The organism is Paenibacillus sp. J22R67 (assembly GCF_059692175.1).
Genome location: NZ_JCAUAX010000004.1, coordinates 332,261 through 352,067 on the forward strand (window position 1 = coordinate 332,261; position 19,807 = coordinate 352,067).

At 44.3% G+C, this 19,807-nt stretch carries 15 protein-coding genes and 1 pseudogene; 12 read left to right on the top strand and 4 right to left on the bottom strand.

Annotated features, from left to right (window positions below; translation table 11 throughout):
* Positions 1-83: 83 nt before the first annotated feature.
* Positions 84-2,027 (top strand): PAS domain S-box protein, encoded by a 1,944-nt coding sequence (locus tag AC58VC_RS17800; RefSeq protein WP_497370118.1) that lies wholly within the window; start codon positions 84-86, stop codon positions 2,025-2,027.
* A gap of 90 nt (positions 2,028-2,117) precedes the next feature.
* Here AC58VC_RS17800 and AC58VC_RS17805 read toward each other — a convergent pair whose 3' ends face one another.
* Together AC58VC_RS17805 and AC58VC_RS17810 are read right to left on the bottom strand one after the other, a co-directional pair.
* Positions 2,118-2,606 carry a hypothetical protein gene (locus AC58VC_RS17805; protein ID WP_497370119.1) on the bottom strand — a complete coding sequence of 163 codons (489 nt, stop codon included), beginning with the start codon at positions 2,604-2,606 and terminating at the stop codon, positions 2,118-2,120.
* A complete protein-coding gene (locus AC58VC_RS17810) occupies positions 2,606-3,391 on the bottom strand; it encodes a hypothetical protein (protein WP_497370121.1) in 786 nt (261 codons plus the stop codon). Before AC58VC_RS17810 ends, AC58VC_RS17805 begins: the two co-directional genes overlap by 1 nt.
* A gap of 149 nt (positions 3,392-3,540) precedes the next feature.
* On the opposite strand from AC58VC_RS17810, the gene AC58VC_RS17815 reads away from it, so the two are divergent.
* The 6 genes from AC58VC_RS17815 to AC58VC_RS17840 all read left to right on the top strand — a co-directional run bounded on the left by AC58VC_RS17815 (position 3,541) and on the right by AC58VC_RS17840 (position 11,896).
* Entirely contained in the window at positions 3,541-5,346 is a 1,806-nt protein-coding gene (locus AC58VC_RS17815) for a cache domain-containing sensor histidine kinase (RefSeq protein ID WP_497370122.1), read from the top strand.
* Entirely contained in the window at positions 5,343-6,947 is a 1,605-nt protein-coding gene (locus tag AC58VC_RS17820) for a helix-turn-helix domain-containing protein (RefSeq protein ID WP_497370123.1), read from the top strand. Before AC58VC_RS17815 ends, AC58VC_RS17820 begins: the two co-directional genes overlap by 4 nt.
* Positions 6,948-7,179: 232 nt before the next feature.
* Entirely contained in the window at positions 7,180-8,484 is a 1,305-nt protein-coding gene (locus AC58VC_RS17825) for an ABC transporter substrate-binding protein (RefSeq protein WP_497370125.1), read from the top strand.
* Between the two features lie 83 nt (positions 8,485-8,567).
* Positions 8,568-9,500, top strand: a complete 933-nt coding sequence (locus AC58VC_RS17830; protein WP_497370126.1) for a carbohydrate ABC transporter permease — start codon at positions 8,568-8,570, stop codon at positions 9,498-9,500.
* A 23-nt stretch (positions 9,501-9,523) separates the two neighbouring features.
* Positions 9,524-10,390: a carbohydrate ABC transporter permease gene (locus tag AC58VC_RS17835; protein ID WP_497370127.1), complete on the top strand. Its 867-nt coding sequence runs from the start codon at positions 9,524-9,526 to the stop codon at positions 10,388-10,390.
* A 42-nt stretch (positions 10,391-10,432) separates the two neighbouring features.
* Positions 10,433-11,896 (top strand): sulfatase, encoded by a 1,464-nt coding sequence (locus AC58VC_RS17840; protein WP_497370128.1) that lies wholly within the window; start codon positions 10,433-10,435, stop codon positions 11,894-11,896.
* A 228-nt stretch (positions 11,897-12,124) separates the two neighbouring features.
* Here the strand turns inward: AC58VC_RS17840 and AC58VC_RS17845 are convergent, their stop codons facing one another.
* Together AC58VC_RS17845 and cyoE are read right to left on the bottom strand one after the other, a co-directional pair.
* Positions 12,125-13,117: a LysR family transcriptional regulator gene (locus AC58VC_RS17845; protein ID WP_497370130.1), complete on the bottom strand. Its 993-nt coding sequence runs from the start codon at positions 13,115-13,117 to the stop codon at positions 12,125-12,127.
* Between the two features lie 132 nt (positions 13,118-13,249).
* Positions 13,250-14,176, bottom strand: a complete 927-nt coding sequence (cyoE, locus tag AC58VC_RS17850) for a heme o synthase (protein WP_497370131.1) — start codon at positions 14,174-14,176, stop codon at positions 13,250-13,252.
* 473 nt (positions 14,177-14,649) lie between these two features.
* On the opposite strand from cyoE, the pseudogene AC58VC_RS17855 reads away from it, so the two are divergent.
* The 5 genes and pseudogenes from AC58VC_RS17855 to AC58VC_RS17875 all read left to right on the top strand — a co-directional run bounded on the left by AC58VC_RS17855 (position 14,650) and on the right by AC58VC_RS17875 (position 19,561).
* Positions 14,650-15,046: pseudogene (locus AC58VC_RS17855) on the top strand (VOC family protein).
* Positions 15,047-15,346: 300 nt separating this feature from the next.
* Positions 15,347-16,141, top strand: coding sequence for a sugar phosphate isomerase/epimerase family protein (locus AC58VC_RS17860; protein WP_497370133.1), 795 nt, complete (start codon positions 15,347-15,349; stop codon positions 16,139-16,141).
* A 38-nt stretch (positions 16,142-16,179) separates the two neighbouring features.
* Positions 16,180-17,169 carry a Gfo/Idh/MocA family protein gene (locus tag AC58VC_RS17865; RefSeq protein WP_497370134.1) on the top strand — a complete coding sequence of 330 codons (990 nt, stop codon included), beginning with the start codon at positions 16,180-16,182 and terminating at the stop codon, positions 17,167-17,169.
* A gap of 50 nt (positions 17,170-17,219) precedes the next feature.
* The gene (locus AC58VC_RS17870; protein ID WP_497370135.1) at positions 17,220-18,392 is read left to right on the top strand and encodes a glucose 1-dehydrogenase; all 1,173 of its coding nucleotides are present in this window, start codon (positions 17,220-17,222) and stop codon (positions 18,390-18,392) included.
* Positions 18,393-18,394: 2 nt separating this feature from the next.
* Positions 18,395-19,561, top strand: a complete 1,167-nt coding sequence (locus tag AC58VC_RS17875; RefSeq protein ID WP_497370136.1) for a Gfo/Idh/MocA family protein — start codon at positions 18,395-18,397, stop codon at positions 19,559-19,561.
* The last annotated feature ends 246 nt before the right edge of the window (positions 19,562-19,807 follow it).

Genomic DNA, 19,807 nt, shown 5'->3' on the forward strand with positions numbered 1-19,807 from the left:
CAGGATTACGCTAACGGACAGGTACCAATTCTATGGTAAAATATGAGTAGCTATCGCGTTAATACAAAAGGAGGTATGGATGGATGCAGGATTTGAAGTTTTTTGACCCCCAAGCGTTATTTGGACATATATATATCAATGCTCCGATTGGGATCGCTTTGATCTCTCTGGATCGAAAATGGATGAACGTTAACCCGGCAGTTTGCAGGATTTTCGGCTATTCGGAAGAAGATTTCAAGAATTTTACGCTAGAAGATATCCGACATCCTGATGATAAAAACAACACCAGTAGATTAGTAACAGAACTACTCGATGGCACCATTCCTTCATTTGAATTAGAAAATCGGTACTTTCATAAAACTGGAAGTATCGTTTGGACTTCTGTACATGTTTCATTGGTTCGTGATGATCATGACGGGAAGCCCTTATATTTTATTGCCCAATTCATCGATGTAACCAAGAATAAGCTAGCAGAACTCAAGCTGCAGGAAAGTATCGAACGGTATACGTCGTTAAAGAAATACAACCACGATGCGATTATTTCTTTCGGTTTGGACGGCATTATTATAAATGGCAATAAGATGGTTCAGCAGATGACCGGATATCTCATTGAAGAGTTAATAGGCAGTAGAATGTCTAAATTAATTGGCGAATTAAATTCAATCAATTTGCTTTTGGCTTTAAACGACTATGGAGATATCGAAAAAGTTGAAAAAGACATCACTTTCATTCAGCACAAAGATGGCCATTCCGTTGAAGTGTTGGTAACACTAGCTCCAATCATCATCCATGCTCAGACTAAGGGCTTTTATATCATAGCGAAAGACATGACAGAACAGAAGAAATTGATCATTGAAAAAGAAGCTGCTGAAAAGACGAATAAAGCTAAAAGTGAGTTTTTAGCCATGATGAGTCATGAAATCCGTACGCCTATGAACGGCGTTATCGGTATGACGGATGTACTCTTGGAGACGGAATTGGATGAAGAGCAGATTGAATATGTACAAATTATTAAAAAAAGTGGCGACACGCTGCTCACGATTATTAACGACATTCTGGACTTCTCCAAAATTGAATCCGGTAAGACGGAATTAATGGAAGAACCCCTGAATGTGAGAATTATGTTAACAGAAACGCTTTACATGGTAATGTCCAAAGCTCTTGAGAAAAATCTAGAGATCACTACATCAGTCTCTCCTAAGGTTCCTAACCTGGTTCATGGAGATATGACGAAGTTAAGACAAGTCCTGATGAATTTAGTCAGCAATGCCATAAAATTCACGCCTAACGGAGCGATCTCGATTAGCGTTGAAACGTTGTCGCAAGAACGGAATACGGTGCGCCTTCAATTCGCAATCCGGGATACAGGTATCGGTGTACCGAAAGATCAGGTCGATCATTTATTTGAACCCTTTTATCAAGTAGATCATTTTATGACTCGGAAAACAGAAGGCACGGGCTTAGGATTAGCTATTTGTAAGAAGCTAGTTGAGCTTATGGATGGTCAAATCTGGCATGAAGCTTCCACTGAACAAACAGGATCAACTTTCTTGTTCACAGCCAGCTTTCGGATTCCATCGGATCATTCTGACTCATCGCAAAATGATAGGCAGTGTGAACAGGATGACATGGTCGAAAATTCAAAGGAACAATCCTTGAAAATTCTAATTGCAGAAGACAATGAAGTGAATCAACTTGTAATAAAGAAAATGATAGAGAAACTCGGGTACAAAGCAACCTTAGTACATAACGGCAAAGAAGCAGTAGATGCTGTCAAACGTTATCCGTATGATATCATTTTTATGGATATTCAAATGCCTTGGATGGATGGGTTAACGGCCACGAAGTTAATCAATGAACTGTTAAAGGGTAAGAAAAGCCCGTACATAGTGGCAGTGACAGCTCACGCAATTAAGGGCGATAGTGAGAAATATCTAGCTGAAGGCATGGATGCTTACATCAGCAAGCCGATCAGCATTAACGCGATATCAGAAATCATTGAAAGATTTGAAAAGAGGAAGGCATAGGTCTAACGTTGAGCGATAGCTCCATGATCAGAGAGCGGTTACCACGTGGTAATTGCTCTTTGTTTTTTTAGGGCGATGATTCCGTACTTATTAGCTTTCTTGTGTCCGCTCAAGACTTTGCATGCGTGTTTTGGCAACCCCAAGTGCCATGTTGTTCCATAAGGTCATCTCTACAAACTGGGACTGTTCATTCGTACACTGAACAATGATGATCACTTCACTAAGCTTAGTTTTCGCAGTTCTTATCTTCTTACGTCTATGGTGGGTCTTGATTACATCGAATACAAAACCAATAATAAAACCACCAACCGCTCCAATTAGTCCCCAAACCACGGGTCCCCAGTCCAGAACAAATCCCCTAGCTACCCCTATCGTCCCACACATCATGGCAAGTATGAGCCCAATATCAATCAATGAGGTTCCATCCATACCGTGCATCGTATCAAGCAGTTTGGTATCTACCTGACGATTATCTAGTGGAACTGCATAGATATCATCGATTTCATTTTCTTTTAGTTTGCTAATGGCAAGCTCGACGAAATGTGTATGCTGAAAGGTAGAGAAGAACTGGATGTCCATTACACTTTTTCTCCTTTATGTAATACAAAATGCTCTGATTGATGATGTCTTTTCAAAAAGTCTGCTTGTTCCCGATTAAAAAGTTTTACTAATTCAACCGTATTTGAGTAGGCGTCATATAAGCCATAGAAATAGATCGACGGAAAATAGAGGGACCACTGAGGATCGACTACTTCTCTGGCTTTCAAAAAGTCCCCTAGTAAACAATAGTGAATGCTTTCGACCAGATTTGAATTAAGGTATACAATAATAGTCGTAATCATTTGCAAAAAAGCGCCTAGGAGTCGATGAATATAGAGTTGTCCAAGACTTGGCAAGGCCATTGACCAAGCCAAAGCGATCCATGGTTCTTTTTTGTCTAGAAAGTTATTTCCGAAAGGGTTCATGGTGAAAGTCGTGTACTTAGCGTTTTCTCTTTGTGCCAACAGGTGTATCTTATTTTCATCGATTGCAACCCGGTAGCTATCCCATATAGCAAATAAATAAACAGGAATATAGAGGTAGATGTACCTTTCGTCTAAAATATCCTTTGCTTGGGCTAGCTCGCCGTTAAACGTATACATGATTGCCGTATTCAGATGGGTGATTTGGTTGATAAAAAATTCCCAAAAAAACATGGCGAAGCCAGTTATAAATTTGTGGACCAAAAAATGGCCGAATCCAGGGAAAGCGACGGACCATAATCCGACGATAAGGGGATTTCGCTGGTGGAGTTGAATTGTACCGAAAGCAGTAACGTTGGCTTGATAATAGCGATTTCTATATTTGTTCCTGAAGTTATTCATCGTTGTTGCCCCTTTGCCATTTCAAGAGAGTATGCAATTGTTATTATTTCCTAATTCTTAATATCAATTCGGATAAAAGTATTTGATACGCTCGTCTTATCGTGTATCATCAGGTAATAATGTGTAGGTTATGTACGAGGGGGTCGCCGATGCTAAGAAAATGGTTTATCCATCGAAGCAGCATTCAAAATAAGTTTCTCATATCGACAATATGCCTCATCCTTATTCCGCTCGGTGTCTTTGGGTTCATTACGCTGCAAATTTCCAAAAATTCGATAGAATCGCAAGTGAGTCAGTCGAATCTCAAAACACTTGGTCAAATTGCCGAGAAGACAGATATGCTGCTGGATGATGTGATCGCGGTTTCTAACACGTTCTATCTCAATGACGAAATTAACCATGCGTTTACGACGGAAATTACGGAAAACAGCTATGAAGAAGCGCATCTTCGTGCTGCTTTTGACAGGCTGCTTACGAATTCGATTTATTCCTTCGGAAAGCTCCAATATCATGTTACGCTTCTTGGCCTGAACGGACTGGAACAGTCCACGAATCCGCTAAATAAGAATATCCGAATCCGAGATATTGTAAACGAACCTTGGTTCCGAATGGCTGCTGAGGCAAAGGGACGTATTCTCTGGATTACGGAGCCGATCCCTGGACTTATGGCGACAGAGGACGGTCGTAGCACCTTTCACGCCGTAAGAATCAGTAATCGTTTTGAAACTGGCGCTCCTACGGGTCTCGTCATGATTAGTGTAAACGCAACCACAATAAGGAGTTTATATGAAAGTGCTTTGGGCGAGCAGCGGGAGATTGTGATCATCGGTGACGATGGTCGTGTGATCTCCTCCCAGGCAGACGGGAAGATCTTGACGAATGTAAAGGACCGTTCCTATTACTGGAAAATTCAGCAGTATGAGTCGGGTTATTTCGTAGACCGCGAGAATGATACGGAGCAATTGATTTCTTTCCAGACAATCGGCAAAACCGGTTGGAAACTTGTTTCTTATACACCGACAAAAGTTGTTCTTAGCAGCTTAAATCGAATACAACTAATAGTCTCTATTGTTTTTATTATCGTTGTCCTACTTGCCATCGGGGCCTCTTATGTGATGGCCAAACGACTCGCTATACCGATCAAACGGCTGTATCGCGATTTCACTCGCGTAGAGACTGGGGATCTGTCCGTTCGTACTCCGATTCATCAGGAAGATGAAATTGGTTTGTTAACGCGTAAGTTTAATCAGATGGTCGCTAGATTGAATGAGTTGATGCAAGGGATTACGGTTGAGCAGCAGCAAAAGAGGCATGCCGAGCTTCAGGCGCTGCAATCGCAAATTAATCCGCATTTTCTGTATAACACGCTAACCTCGATACGATTCATGCTTCATAAGCACAGCATTGACAAAGTCGATTCCGTTATAGTGGCTTTGGTTAAGCTGCTGAAGCAATCGATCTCCAAGCATGATGAGTTAATACCGATCGAAGAGGAAATCAGTATGCTGCACAATTATATGTACATCCAGCAAATCCGGCAGGGTGAAAAGCTGGAGGTTCAGTATGAATTTCATGACGAGATTATGCCGTTCAAAACGATCAAGTTAATCCTGCAGCCGCTTGTCGAGAACGCGATTTTTCATGGGCTGGAGCCGAAGCTCGGGAAGAGAACGCTTTGGATCAAAGGGGACATGCAAGATGGAGATATCCTGTTTGAAATCAGGGATGACGGTGTAGGAATGGAATCAACCAGTAAAGCTGGCGTGTTCTTAGATGAGTATGCTGGGGATGGACAAGCAGCCCATCGTGGGGGCTTGCGGAATGTACATGAACGAATCCAGCTGTACTACGGCTCGAAATATGGACTAACGGTGGAATCAGAAGTGGGAGTAGGAACGAAGGTAATGGTTCTTATACCAGCGTGGTATAAGTGGAAGGAGACGAATGCAAGATGAATATTCTCATTGTTGATGACGAACCGATTTTTCGGGAGTGGTTTCAAATGACCGTTGCCAAGCTAGGCGAGCCTAACCGCATTGCCGGAGAAGCCGCAAATGGTCTAGAAGCGATAGATTTTTGCTGGTCGCATACCGTTGATTTGGTCGTGACGGATGTCAAAATGCCAGGTATGAACGGTATTGAACTGATTAAGAGTTTGAAGCAGGAAATGCCGAGAATTCGGGCCGTTATTTTCAGCTCCTATAATGAGTTTCAGTTCGCCGCCGAGGCGCTCAAATTCGGAGCAAGCGAATACATTCTTAAAGCAGAAATTACGCTTCAGGGCCTAGGCGAGGTGCTGCAAAAGATTGGGAAGGATATTGAACTGGACCACAGCAAGCTGGTCGAAATCAACTCCCTGCGCAGTCTGTTGAATCAAAACCAACTGGCACTTCGCACAGCATATTTCAAGGAGCTTCTGCAAGGAAATCAACAGGAGTTGAATGATTTTCACGATAAAATGGTGCTGTTCGGCACTGGACTGACAGAGAGGAACTTGACGGTACTTGCGTTAGGCGATCTTCAGAGCTCGGAGCTGAAAATTCAAGAGGAAGATTTGCGAATTCTCGCGGTAACCAATATTGTCAATGAGACATTGATGAATGAAGCTGGCAATGGATGCTCTTTTCTCTATGAGGAAAATGTGGTGATGCTCCTGGTTAATATCAAGAGCACGAGTATGAAATCTCAAAGGGAGTCTTTACTGCTGTTGGCTAATCGTGTAGCGGAAAATTTGCGGAAATTCATTGGTTTACATTCGGCGATAAGCATCAGTACGACTTACAGCCGACTTTCCTTCCTGCCGGAGCAAGCAAGAGAGGCATTAGAGGCGCTACATTTGCCTTTATTTTATGAGGATCGCAGCATTGTGTATGCTCAGCCTCCGATTTCTAATGGTCAAGCTGATACAATCCCTGTGCCTGATACCTTTCATCGTTTCTTGGATTTGGGCCAAATTCGAGAGGTTTCGGAAGCTTGCAAGCAATTCATGAACGACATGACGGAGCAAAAAGCACTGAACGCTAAACAGGCCAGGGCGCTATCGCTTGAGCTAACTTATGCCATGGTAAATAAAGCAAGAGCCTATCAGGTGCCAGCGACGAAACTTGATCTGTTGTATAGCGAAGCGCACATGGAGGTGCTGAGGCTGAAAACTTTTCGGGAGCTCAGAGGTTGGACGGAGCAAATGGTGGATACGATTGTGCAGTGGATTGAACTGCATCGGCGCAAATATGGAGAGGCTGTACAGAATGCTTGTGATTTTATTCAAAGACACTTTTCAGAGGAGCTCTCGCTTCAGCAAGTGGCCGACCATGTTCACCTGAGCCGCAACTATTTCAGTGAGCTTTTCAAAAAAGAAACGGGGATGAATTTCAACGAGTACTTGATGCAAGTAAGGTTAGAGCAGGCTATGAACTTATTGCGTACAAAAACGCTGAAAGTTTCGGAGACAGCCGTGCAAGTGGGCTACGCGAACGCTAGTTATTTTATCAAGTTGTTTAAAAAATACACAGGAATCTCCCCATCTGAATACATGGAGCTACATAATAGAGCTTAAGCTCGCTGGACATCGCTTGAATGCGGTGTTTTTTTGTGCACCTAAGTTCCTATCGGATTATTTTTGCATATCAAAGGAATAATTTTGTATAAGATCTGTGAAGCTCAGTACGACTGATTCGAGAAGCATGCATTTGTTCCAAAAGAACGGAAACCAGTTTCACTATCACCCATTCCCGATTTCTTATAATGAAGTTGTTAGATAGATGAACCACAAGGGGAGGCTTTCGATTATGAAAAAGCAATGGGTTGCCGGGGGGATCGGGCTTATCCTGTCGGCCAGTATCCTGCTCAGCGGTTGCAGCAGCAGTACGGAGCAGCTAAACAAGAAGAGCGATGGAGCAGGCGGCGGAAGCAAAACGCTCACTTTCTGGAGAGCCGGTACGGATCCTGCGGAAAATGCGTATTGGAAACGTGTGATCAGCGATTTTGAGACGAAACATCAAGGGGTGAAAGTGGCGTATAGCGAAGTTCCTTTCGGTTCAGATATGGAAACGAAACTGAATGCCGCTTATGCTAGCGGAACGTCGCCGGATGTGTTGTCTTACACACTGGCATCCTTGGCGCAGCGGGCTAATTTGGGACAATATGAGCCATTGGATGCTTACACAAGCAAATGGGCTGATAAAAGCGATATGCTGGAAAGTGTCGTAGATACGGGTACCTACAAAGGGAAGCTGTACGGCATAGGTTTCATCCCAGATCCAAGGGTTCTGCTGTGGCGTAAGGATCTTTTCAAAGCAGCGGGACTGGACCCTGAGAAGCCGCCGGCCAATTGGGATGAACTGACCCAATATGCGGAAAAGCTGACAAAGAAGGATGGAGCGACAACAACGATGGCGGGTTTCGGTATTCCGACGGCGACCGGATGGACGTTATGGCAATCCTTTGTTCTGCAAAATGGCGGCAAAATTATTGATGCGGAGAATAACACACCATTATTTGATTCCCCAGAATCCATTGAGGCTACACAATACTTAATCGATATGGTGAAAAAGGGAATTACGATTCCGAACGATTCAACGAAATCCAATGAGAATCTGTTCCCGAACGGAAAAGCGGCGATAGCCTATGATAGCCCTGCTGCGTTCACGAATTTACAGAAGGATCATCCTGAGCTCAATGGGCAAATTGGTGTATCAGGTCCGATTTCTCGGAAAATGAAGTCTACCTTCGCTGGCATGCGTTTGTTGTTCATGAGCTCACAAAGCAAACAGAAAGACCTGGCCTTTGAATTTATGCAGACTGTCATGGCCAAGGAAGAGACATGGGCCAGATATAAGGAATTGGGGACTCCTGTCGTCAGGAAGTCTTTGAAAGACGATTATATTAAAGAAAATCCAGTCATGAATGGTGCAATCTTCGATGCCGTGACGTATGGACAAGGCGCTGCGAAAGTGACGTATTCCGGCAAGATGTATGAGTTTATTAGCCTAAATCTAGAAGAAGCCTATTATGGGAAGAAAACAGGGGAGCAAGCGATGAAGGATGCTGCGGCTCAGTTGACCAAGGAGCTTCCAAATCTAATTTCCAAATAGGATCTGAATCGCCTGCGTGAAGATTGCTTGCAGTCTACGGGCAGGCGATTTACGTTCAACCTGATGAAACGAGGTGGTTTCCCATGAAGCCGACTGCAACGACAGGTGCCCAAGGAGGCTTAGGCCGATATAAATCGCTCCGCAGATTGCGTTACGATTATGCCGGATATGCCATGATTGCTCCTGGGTATGTCATTTACTTTGCCTTTATTTTTATTCCACTATTGATTAGCTTCTATTATAGTTTTACAAATTATAACTTCTATAGCAGCCCTTCTTTTATTGGTCTGCAAAATTATTCGCGATTGCTGCATGACGGCATGTTCGCCAAAGCTATGGCGAACACCCTAGTGTACGCATTCTGGACGATACTGCCTCAAATTGCGCTTGGACTCGTTCTGGCTGTTCTGCTGAATGGAGGAATCTTCGGCAAGGTATTTGCTAGAGCCAGTATCTATGTGCCTAACGTAACATCCATGGTGGCTGTGTCTATGATTTGGCTCTGGATTTATGACCCTTCACTGGGGATTATGAACCGCGTGTTCAAAACAGTTGGCCTCGATCCGGTCCAGTGGTTGTATGATCCCAAAACAGCCATGCTCGCTATTGTGATCATGAGCATCTGGAAATCACTTGGATATACGATGATTATTTATTTGGCGGGATTGCAATCGATTCCCTCTAGTTTATATGAGGCGGCACATATGGATGGAGCCTCCAAACTAAGGCAGTTCTGGTCGGTTACCTTTCCGATGCTCAAGCCTACGACCTTTTTTATCCTTGTTATGACGTGTATTAACTCCTTCATGGTTTTCGAGCAAGTGAATATTCTGACGAACGGCGGGCCAATGGGTTCGACGACTACCGTTGTGCACCAAATTTATTTGCGTGGTTTCCAAGATTTCCAGATGGGGTATGCATCGGCGATGGCTATGGTGCTGTTTGCCATTACGCTTGTGATTACAATCGTCAATTTCAAATACGGTAATCAAGGTGATGATCTAGATGTGGACTAAGAGAAGGAAAGGAGGGATTTCGCTTGAAAAGTAAGATGGGCATCACAATCCTACTATCGACCATTATGCTTGCGGTTGCTCTGCTGATGCTTTTTCCATTCATGCTCATGGTGGTTACCTCCTTCAAGACAATGGGAGAAATACAATCACCTACATTCTCATTTATTCCACATAAATGGATGTTTCAGAATTATGTGCTTGCCATGTCCAAAGGGGAGTGGCTCCGTTATTTCTATAATTCTTTTGTTGTGACAGTGATTACGGTGATTGCTAGTCTTGTACTAAACTCGATGGCTGGCTACGCTTTTGCTAGACTGCGGTTTCCTGGAAGAGACATCCTGTTCTTTTCCGTACTAATCGGTATTATGGTGCCTTCGCAAGTAACCATGATTCCAACCTTCCTTATGATGAAAATGTTTCCGTTAGCCGGAGGCAACGATCTATTCGGAGCGGGAGGCATCGGATTAATAAACAGTTATGCCGGATTGATTTTTCCGTTTGTGGCAGGCTCGTTCGGTATCTTTCTATGCCGTCAGTTTTTCCTTACGTTTCCAAGGGCCTTGGATGAGGCAGCACAAATTGATGGAGCATCCACCTTGCGGGTGTTTTACCAAATCTATCTGCCTTTAAGTAAGCCGGTACTAGCTACACTGGGCATTTTCAAAACAACGGCGACCTGGAATGATTATATGTGGCCGCTTATTATGACGAACTCGGAGCAGATGAGAACCGTACAGCTGGGCTTGACGATGTTTCGCGGGGAAACCAGTGTGGAGTGGAATTTATTAATGGCGGCAACGACGCTTGTTGTACTCCCGCTTATGCTTCTGTTCCTGTTTGCCCAAAAATATTTCGTACAAGGTATTGTAACCACAGGTCTTAAAGCTTAAAATGACGAATTTATCTAAAGGAATCTTGGAGGGGAGGTTGCTATGAATACAATTGTCGTGCTTTTGGATACGCTCAATCGGCATCTGCTGCCAACGTATGGAGGGGATTGGGTCAAGACCCCGAATATCGAACGACTTGCAGAGAAATCCGTTGTTTTCGATCAGCATTGGTCAGGATCACTGCCCTGCATGCCAGCGCGAAGAGACCTCTTGACGGGAAGAACTGCTTTTCTGGAAAAAGGTTGGGGTGGTATTGAGCCGTTCGATGAAACGTTGCCAAATGTCCTGCGGAAAGGCGGGGTTTTCAGCCATATCGTAACCGATCACTACCATTATTTCGCTACCGGCGGGGAAAATTACTGCCAATCCTTTACGACATGGGACTTTCATCGCGGACAGGAGGACGATCCTTGGCATTCAACCGTAAGCGAGCCGGAAGTACCGGAAGAGCATTACGGTAGGGTCAGAACTCAGTATGAACGAAACCGGAAGAGGTTCCTGCAAGAGGAGGATTATGCTGGTCCGCGAACGATGCGAGCTGCTTGCGACTGGCTGGAGCGCAATAGCGAGGAGGACAATTATTTCCTGATGGTAGAAGCCTTCGATCCCCATGAACCTTTCGATTGCCCGAAGCATTATCTGGATCTGTATCAAGATGATTACAAGGGGCCTCTTTATAATTGGCCTAATTACGGGGATGTAGATGTGCCGGAAGAGGCGGTTGCGCATGTACGCAAACGATATGCAGCTAATCTTACCATGATTGATCATTGGCTTGGCAAGCTGCTGGACACGATGGACCGTTTGGCGTTATGGGAGGATACCCTGCTTATTTTCACAACGGATCACGGCTTCTTATTGGGTGAGCACAAGAAAATGGGTAAAAACCAGATGCATGTGTTCAACGAGCTCGCACATATTCCCATGATGATTCACGTCCCTGGCAGCGAGCATAACGGTACACGAATCCGTGCGCTCACGCAAAACATCGATGTAATGCCAACGATCCTTGATTACATGAATGTGGCGATTCCGGATCAAGTGAAGGGTCATTCATTAAGGGGACTTCTTGAGGGCCGAATGGACAAGGTCCGCAATGCGGCGATCTATGGTTATCACGGCATGGCGGTGAATGTAACAGACGGCAACTATACCTATATGAGAGCTCCACGAGCAGCAGATAATCATCCGTGTTTTACGTATACGGCAATGCCGACAACCTTCCGTTCTTATTTGGGCAATCAGGTGCAAGAGTTGATTGAAACGGGCCGTTTCTTGCCATATACGCGATTTCCTTTGTTTAAAGTGCCCGTGAGCCGGCAAGGTGAGTCTTATGCGACGAACAGTCAAGTCATGGAGACGAAGCTTTATGATCTATCCAAAGATTATCAGCAGCAGCATTCGATTCAGGACGCCGAATTGGAGGCGCGTATGATTAGACTGCTGAAAGAGAGTATGCGCGAAGCGGATACGCCGTTAGAACAATTCGAGCGACTCGGATTGTAGATGCAGTTGAACCTAGAAAAAAGCGAAAGCCTGGCATCTCAAGGCTTTCGCTTTTTTATTGCTCTTTTTATCTTCTTAACAGCTACTAGTCTTATGCTATCCCTGTTAATAAAGTTTATGCATTTCTCTTGTACCTTTGGAGGGGGTAATTTGTATGAGTGAATAGCGGCTTCGGGGTAAACAATATAAACAGTTATACAATTCATTTTGAGAGACCACTCGTTAAGTTTAATCATTTATATAATGTAAGAATTCATTGATGAAAGACTGATGCTTATGCTTGTATTTGAATCCAACCAATAATTCGTTACGAACAATCATCTGTTCGCTAACTATTCGCCATTTTGGTTCTGTCACTTCATTATCATTCAGCATGTAGGTTGGAAGCACACTTAGTCCTTCACCTTCTACAATCGCGCTCAAAATTAAATGCAGGTTAGGAATGACATGAACCGGAATGATCTGGGGACTTGCCTTGAAAAATTCTTTCCAATACTTTCGAATAAGGGGAAGTTCGAGATCATAGCTGATCCAACGTTGTTGCAGCAGCCATTGCTCCATATCTTTTAAATGCGTAAAATCAGGAACAACGGTTTTGAATGGAGCAACAACAACAAACTCCTCTTCCTTAAGCGGTAAATATTCAATACCAGGTGTCGTGGACTTTATGTTCGTTAGGATGATATCTACACGATCTTCTCTCAGAAGTTCCAATAATTCATCAGCATCGCGAAAATAGGTGATCGTATTCAAATTCATTTTAGATAGATGTGCCATAATTTTCTCAGTAAACAATTCCTGAGTTGTACCAATCTTAATGGTTTTTGTTGTAGAGGAAGGATTTATTCTTAATTCCTGCGTCTTTTCTTCTAACATATCGATATAAGGCGCGAGAAGTGAATACAGTTGTTTTCCTCGTTCAGTTGGAATGAGCTTTCGCGTTGTACGAGTGAATAGCTGTTCACCAACTTCGGCTTCAAGGGAGGCGAGATGCTGGCTTAACGCCGGTTGCGTCATAATCCGTGCTTTAGCGGCTAACGAAACGGAATTATGTTTAAATATGCAGATAAAACTTCGATACCATTCAAAATCAACCATAGTTACTCCTTCTTGCGAAATTTCTGTTGTATATACAGCTACTATAATAGCAGGTTCGATACTATCAAACCGTGACTTTGTCACACGGCATCCTAATAGATAGCATGCAATATGATTAAACATCAGGAGGAAGCGTAAATAGAAGAGAAAATCTGCAAACAAATAGAGCTCAGCATTACCAACGAATGGGTAACGCTGAGCTCTTGTATTTTGTTGGGGAGAAGAATGGCCGGTGTTCCCCCAGCCATCCTGTTATCAATACCCTAACAATGGAGCACCTAGGGAGTAGCAGACAATCATCATTAGAAGCACTGTGATGTGATTAAGCGAGAAAATGAACATCGAACGGGCCCACTTGTTCTCCTGCTTCCGTTGATATCCGCTGATGCTCAGAATCAACCAGACCAGGCTCAGTAGCGCATTAGCTACGGCGATGTACGGATTAAAGGACCAGAACAAGAAGCTGACTAGGAACAGTGCAACCAGATACACGTTCATCTGCACATAAGTTCGACGAATACCCTTGACGACCGGCAGCATCGGTATGTTAGCCGCCCGGTATTCCTCCATGCGCCTAATCCCGATTGCGTAGAAATGAGGCATCTGCCAAATAAGCATCAAGAGAAACAGCGCAACAGCATGGGGATGTAGAATATCCGGTGAGATTGCAGACCAACCGATGAGCGGAGGAATCGCTCCAGATAAGCTCCCAACCTCCGTATTATAGATTGTTCTACGTTTTGTCCACATGGTATAAGGCACGACATATAAGAATAGCCCCAGAAAGCCTACGAAAGCAGATAGCGGCGATGCAATATAGAGTGCCACTAGGCCGCCGATCGCGATCCAAATACCAATGATCAGTCCGCTCCTAATATCTATTATGCCAGAAACCGTTGGCCTGTTTTTCGTCCGTTCCATAAGGCGGTCGATATCCCGGTCGTATAAATTATTAAAGATACCGGCCGCTCCAATCACCAAAGAAGATCCGATTAGTGCTAATGTCATGTTACCGATTTTATCGAATAGCGGTATTCGATGTACGAACAACGCCATACTAAGCCCTGCGATCATTGCGATGAGGTTTGACTTAATAATCCCAATCTTAATCGTTTCGAATAATACCTTCGTGATCGAAATTGGAGCACTTTGGATGCTAACCGTATTGCCTTGTATTTGCATGTCGCTAACACACCCTTTCAGGTAATTACCTTCTATAGGTTTAGGTTATCATATAGGTGGCGCTCATGTGCCTAGCTTCAACAAACACTCATGATTCTGTCATAAATCTTTGTCGCTTTCGTGAATTAGTTATTTTCATGGTGAAAAAGGAAAACGAGAGACGAGCCGCTGTTACGTATGAGTTGTATGCGGAACAAGATGTCGATAACGCATCTCTTATGCAAATTGTAGCGTCGATGTCGACAGGGAAGAAATAAGTAACCTCTAATTGAGTTAGTTTCGCGTATTGCCTTGGGGCCATGTCCCCAAGGTTTTTTTCCAATACTATAGGCGATCCGAGTTCCAGCGGTTATTTATTTGAGTGTTCTGCTGGTGAAAAAAATACCAAAGTAGTTAGGTCTTCTGTTATATAAGGCTGTTTGATTAAGGATAGGATATAATATAAAGTGAAAAATTAAAAGGAGGAGCATATCATGGACAAGGTAATTCCTTTCTTAATGTTTCAAGATGGCAAGGCTGAAGAAGCGATGAACTGGTATACTTCGCTTATTGAGGATTCTGAAATCACAAGCATTGTTCGGTATGGAGCTAATGAACATTGGAGAAGAAGGAACCGTCATGCAGGCTACTTTCACATTAAAAAAGCAAGAGTTTATGTGTATTGATAGTTATGTCAAACATAAATTTACATTTACACCTTCGTTCTCGATCTACGTTTCTTGTCATACGGAGGAAGAAATTGATGAGCTTTATGGGAAACTTCTCGAAGGTGGACAAGCGCTAATGTCATTAAGTAATTATGGGTTCAGTAAAAAGTTTGGTTGGCTGAATGACCGTTTCGGAGTCTCATGGCAAATAAATTTTATCTAGATCTAAACATACAAAAATAACACACTAAAAACAAAAATTACCTTCTTTCGGGATATAAATGAAAACGGATACAATGAGAGCAACTGGTTTCTATTACAGTGTTATCGTTAGAATATGAGGGGGAGGGTGGAAGCTTGCTCTCCTTCTTTTTGTACAACCCCCCAAATGCACAATATTTTTTCAAGATAAGGGGTCTGTCGGATCAGTATTTATAATACCTTGTACTTAACGAGTAATTTTCATCACAGGAGGGGAAAAGTTACGATATTTCCATTTAAAACAGCGCTTAATGCGTCAACCTTGTTTCCTTTCAATCTAGACGTTAAAGATCAGGTTCAAATTGCTGCCGAATCCGGCTATGACGGCGTGGAATTGTGGGTCAGAGATCTGGAGGTCTATTTGGCAAACGGAAGTACGATCCAACAATTGAAGAGGTACATCTCGGACACAGGTATAACGGTTGTTAATGCGATCTCTTTTATTGCATGGCCAGATGAAAACGAAGAGGTAAGAAAACTGGCGTTCGTGCAAGCGGAGAAGGAAATGGCGATGCTAGCGGAACTTGGCTGTGTGGCAGTAGCCACTCCTCCTTTCGGTCATGTGCAGCATGTTTCTCTTGAAAGCATGGCAGAAAGTTTTGCCAAGCTTGCGGAATTAGCCCGCCAGATCGGGATCAAGCCGTATTTGGAATTCTGGGGCAGGGCGCCCAAATTGTCCCGTTTAAGCGAAGCGGTGTATGTGGCGATGGAAAGCGGCGTGCCTGATGCGCAAATTTTGCTGGATCCGTTTCATATGTATACGGGCGGAAGCAGCATAGAAAGCCTCTCCTGCTTGAACGGGGAGCGGATAGGCATCGTGCATGTGAACGATTATCCCGAAGTGCTGGCAAGAGATGTGATATCCGATCAGGATCGCGTCCTTCCTGGCGCTGGCTGTGCGCCTTCGCAACAACTTGCACGCACACTATACGATATCGGATATAGAGGGCATTTGTCGTTGGAATTGTTTGTGGAAGATTGGGGTACGAAGAGCCCATTGGAAGTCGCTAAGATCGGATTGAAATCGATAACCCATACTTATCAAATTAGCAATTAATGAAAGACTTTTACTATATTTTTGTGGAGGGATATGACATGGAAAAAGTTCGTTTCTTAATGATTGGCGTAGGTGGAATGGGAAGAGAGCACATTCGAAGATTACTTCAATTACCGGAAGCTGAAATTGTCGCGTTGGCAGATCCATCAGTTGCAGCAGTCGAACAAGTGAAGGAGAGATTTCCCGAGTTGAAGAGCATATCGGTGTATTCGGACTACCGGGAGGCTATCTCACAGGCAAATGCCGATGCTGCCATTATTGTTTCTCCTCATAGCATGCACTATGAACAAGGGATAGCATGCTTGGACGGTGGACTGCATGTACTGATGGAAAAGCCCTTTGTCGACGGCTCCGAAAACGCGGAATCTATCATTGCCCATGCAGCTAATGTCAACAAGCATCTAGCAGTTGCCTACCAGCGTCACCTGATGGGGCCGTACATCTATATGCACGACTTGATCCAAAGCGGAGAACTTGGGGAAATCAATTTCATTTGCGCCTATCAGGCACAAAGTTGGCTAAAGGGTACGACAGGTACGTGGAGGCAAAACCCTGCATTATCGTGCGGCGGGCAGTTGAATGACTCCGGAAGCCATCTTCTTGACGTTGTGCTTTGGGTGACAGGTCTCGAACCGGAAAGTGTGACTGCTTTCATTGACAACCGTGGCACACAAGTCGATATCGACTCAGCCGTCACTGTTCGCTTTCGGGAAGGTGCCATTGCGACATTCAATGTTGTCGGAAGCGCCAGTATAGGTTGGCATGAGGACGTATCTATTCACTGCGCAAAGGGTACCGTATTGTTCCGCAATAATAGCCTATTCGTCGCCAAAGAGGGCCAAAGAGAGCTTGTCGAAGTATCAGAAGTTCTTCCGGCTTCCAGTGATCCCAATCGAGATTTTGTTGATCTCATTCTCGGAAGAGTCAATGAAGCTGCTGCGCCCTCTAGCTGTGGTTTGAAGATTGCGCGTTTAACGGAAGCAGCCTGGAAGAGCGCGGCGAATGGCGGTCAAGTGATCCATCTATAATCAATAATCATTTTAACTCCATATATAATGGGACTTAAGGAGTGATGGTTTTGAGAGCGATTACAATTAGAGATGAAGAATCCCGAGTGAAAGTTGCCATGGAGAATGTCCCAAGGCCTAGTGTGACTGGCCCTGAGGACGTAGTCATACGGGTGCTCTGCGTTGGAATCGATGGAACTGACCGGGAAATCATCGTTGACAACTTTGCGAGATACCCTAACGGCAAGTCGGAAATGGTTATCGGGCACGAACTGCTAGGTATTGTCGCGGAATCAAGCGTGGAATCTGGATTTTCCCCGGGAGATCTTGTAACGGCGTTGGTAAGAAGACCATGCGGTGAAGAAGAATGCGCTAATTGTCGTAATGAACGGCAGGACTTTTGTCAAACCGGCAATTATACAGAGCGTGGAATTGCTAGGGCTGATGGCTTTCTATGTGAGTATGTTGTAGAGAATGCTAAATACATCGTCAGAGTTCCCAATGAGTGCATGTCATATGGCGTTTTGGTAGAACCGCAAAGTATTGTGGAGAAGGTATGGAACCAGACGATGATGATTCAAAAGCGCATGATTTGGCAGCCGCGAACCGTGCTAATTACGGGCTCTGGTCCGCTCGGCATTTTGGCGGCTTTGACATGCAGAGCTATGGGACTTGATACGTATGTATGGTCCAAATCGGACACTGAGAGCATGAACGCGACTATCATCCGTAGCATCGGCGGGCATTACCAGCAAGCCGATTCCTCCACTGACGGAACTTTTTTTTCCGGACTGACGGAGTACTTGAAGCAATTGGGCAAAAGCTTCGATATGATTTGGGAATGTAGTGGGCACGCCCCTCTTGGGTATGAAGCAATTCCCCTGCTAAACAATAACGGGATCCTGGCGCTTCTTGGCGTTACCCCGGGCAACGGTCGTCTAGAGCTTCCTAGTGATCATATTTATCGAGAAATGGTTATTAAAAATAAATGTGTCATCGGATCTGTTAACGCGTCGCATCACGATTTTGAAACGGCGATCAATCGTCTTCGTGACATTGAAAAGCAATATCCCGGCATGCTCGGGATGCTTCAAACAAACCGGCTGTCTATTGAAGAAGTGCCGAATATTGATTTTGACAATATAACAATTAAAGCAGTTGTTGATCTGATTCCTCCTTCTGAGTGGACTTCTAAATTAACAAACAATCGTATTCCTATCAGACTATCCGAGGAGGATGTATGACGATGGAAAAAAAGCGAATTCGTATTGGTATGATCGGCTATAAATTCATGGGCAAGGCCCATTCACACGCCTACAGGGATGTCCCTTTTTATTTTGACACTGACGGGGTGCCGGTGATGCAGGCGATCTGCGGACGCGACGAGGCAGGTGTGAAGTCGGCAGCGCAGAAGCTAGGCTGGGCATCCTACGAAACGGATTGGCGCAAACTGATCGAACGAGATGATATTGATTTGATCGATATCGGCGCTCCGAATAATGCTCATGCGGAAATCGCAATAGCCGCTGCACAAGCCGGTAAGCATATTTTGTGCGAGAAACCGCTTGCCATGAGTGTGGAAGAAGCGAAAACGATGCTGGAGGCAGTGAATAAAGCGGGAGTCATTCATATGATTTGCCACAATTATCGTTTTGTTCCGGCGGTTCAGTACGCGAAGAAGCTGATTGATGAAGGAAGACTAGGGAAAATCCATCACATTAGAGCGAATTACCTGCAAGACTGGATTATGGACCCGAAATTCCCTTTGGTTTGGCGTTTGAAAAAAGAGATTTGTGGTTCCGGTTCGCATGGAGATCTCGCTGCCCACTCGCTTGACCTTGCTCGCTTTCTGGTAGGGGAATTCAAGGAAGTGAACGGGATGATGGAAACCTTCATCAAGGAGCGGCCGATTGGAGAAATGAGTGGCGGCTTAAGTGCTAATGTCAAGGGAGGAGAGCTTGGCGTTGTTGATGTGGACGATGCATCCATCTTCATGGCCCGCTTTGAGAATGGAGCTGTCGGCGTATTTGAAGCTACGAGGTTTGCTGGTGGAAACCGCAACGGGAACCGCTTCGAGATCAATGGCGAGAAGGGTTCGATCCGTTGGGATATGGAGCAGATGAATACGCTGCAATATTATTCCGCCGAAGACGAACCTGGCATGCAAGGCTTCCGTTACATTAATTGCCAGGAAGAGATTCATCCGTATGCGGGAGCTTACTGGCCACCTGCCCATATTATCGGCTATGAGCATACGTTTATAAATCTGTTCACAGAACTGATGAATGGCATCGCCAATAACACGAATCCTACCCCCAATTTTGAAGATGGTCTAAAAAATCAAATTGTGCTCGAAGCTGTGCAGAAATCCGCTCAGACAGGGCGTTGGGTATCTATAGCCGACATGAATTAATTTCATAGTAGTAGATATCCCTATATAAGAGCATAGCGATTTTTTGCTATGCTCTTTACTTTTGGATGGTGCTACCAAGGCCGGAATGTTGGCTTACCAGGCTACATGGTTTGTTCCTACAAACATAAGTGAAAGAATGAAAGACTTCAAAAAACTTACAAAACCCTCTGAATTGCTTGGAATTCTATCTTACTGATGAGTTGGAAACAATTTTGAAGTGGATGAAATAAAGCCTTTTACGGAGAA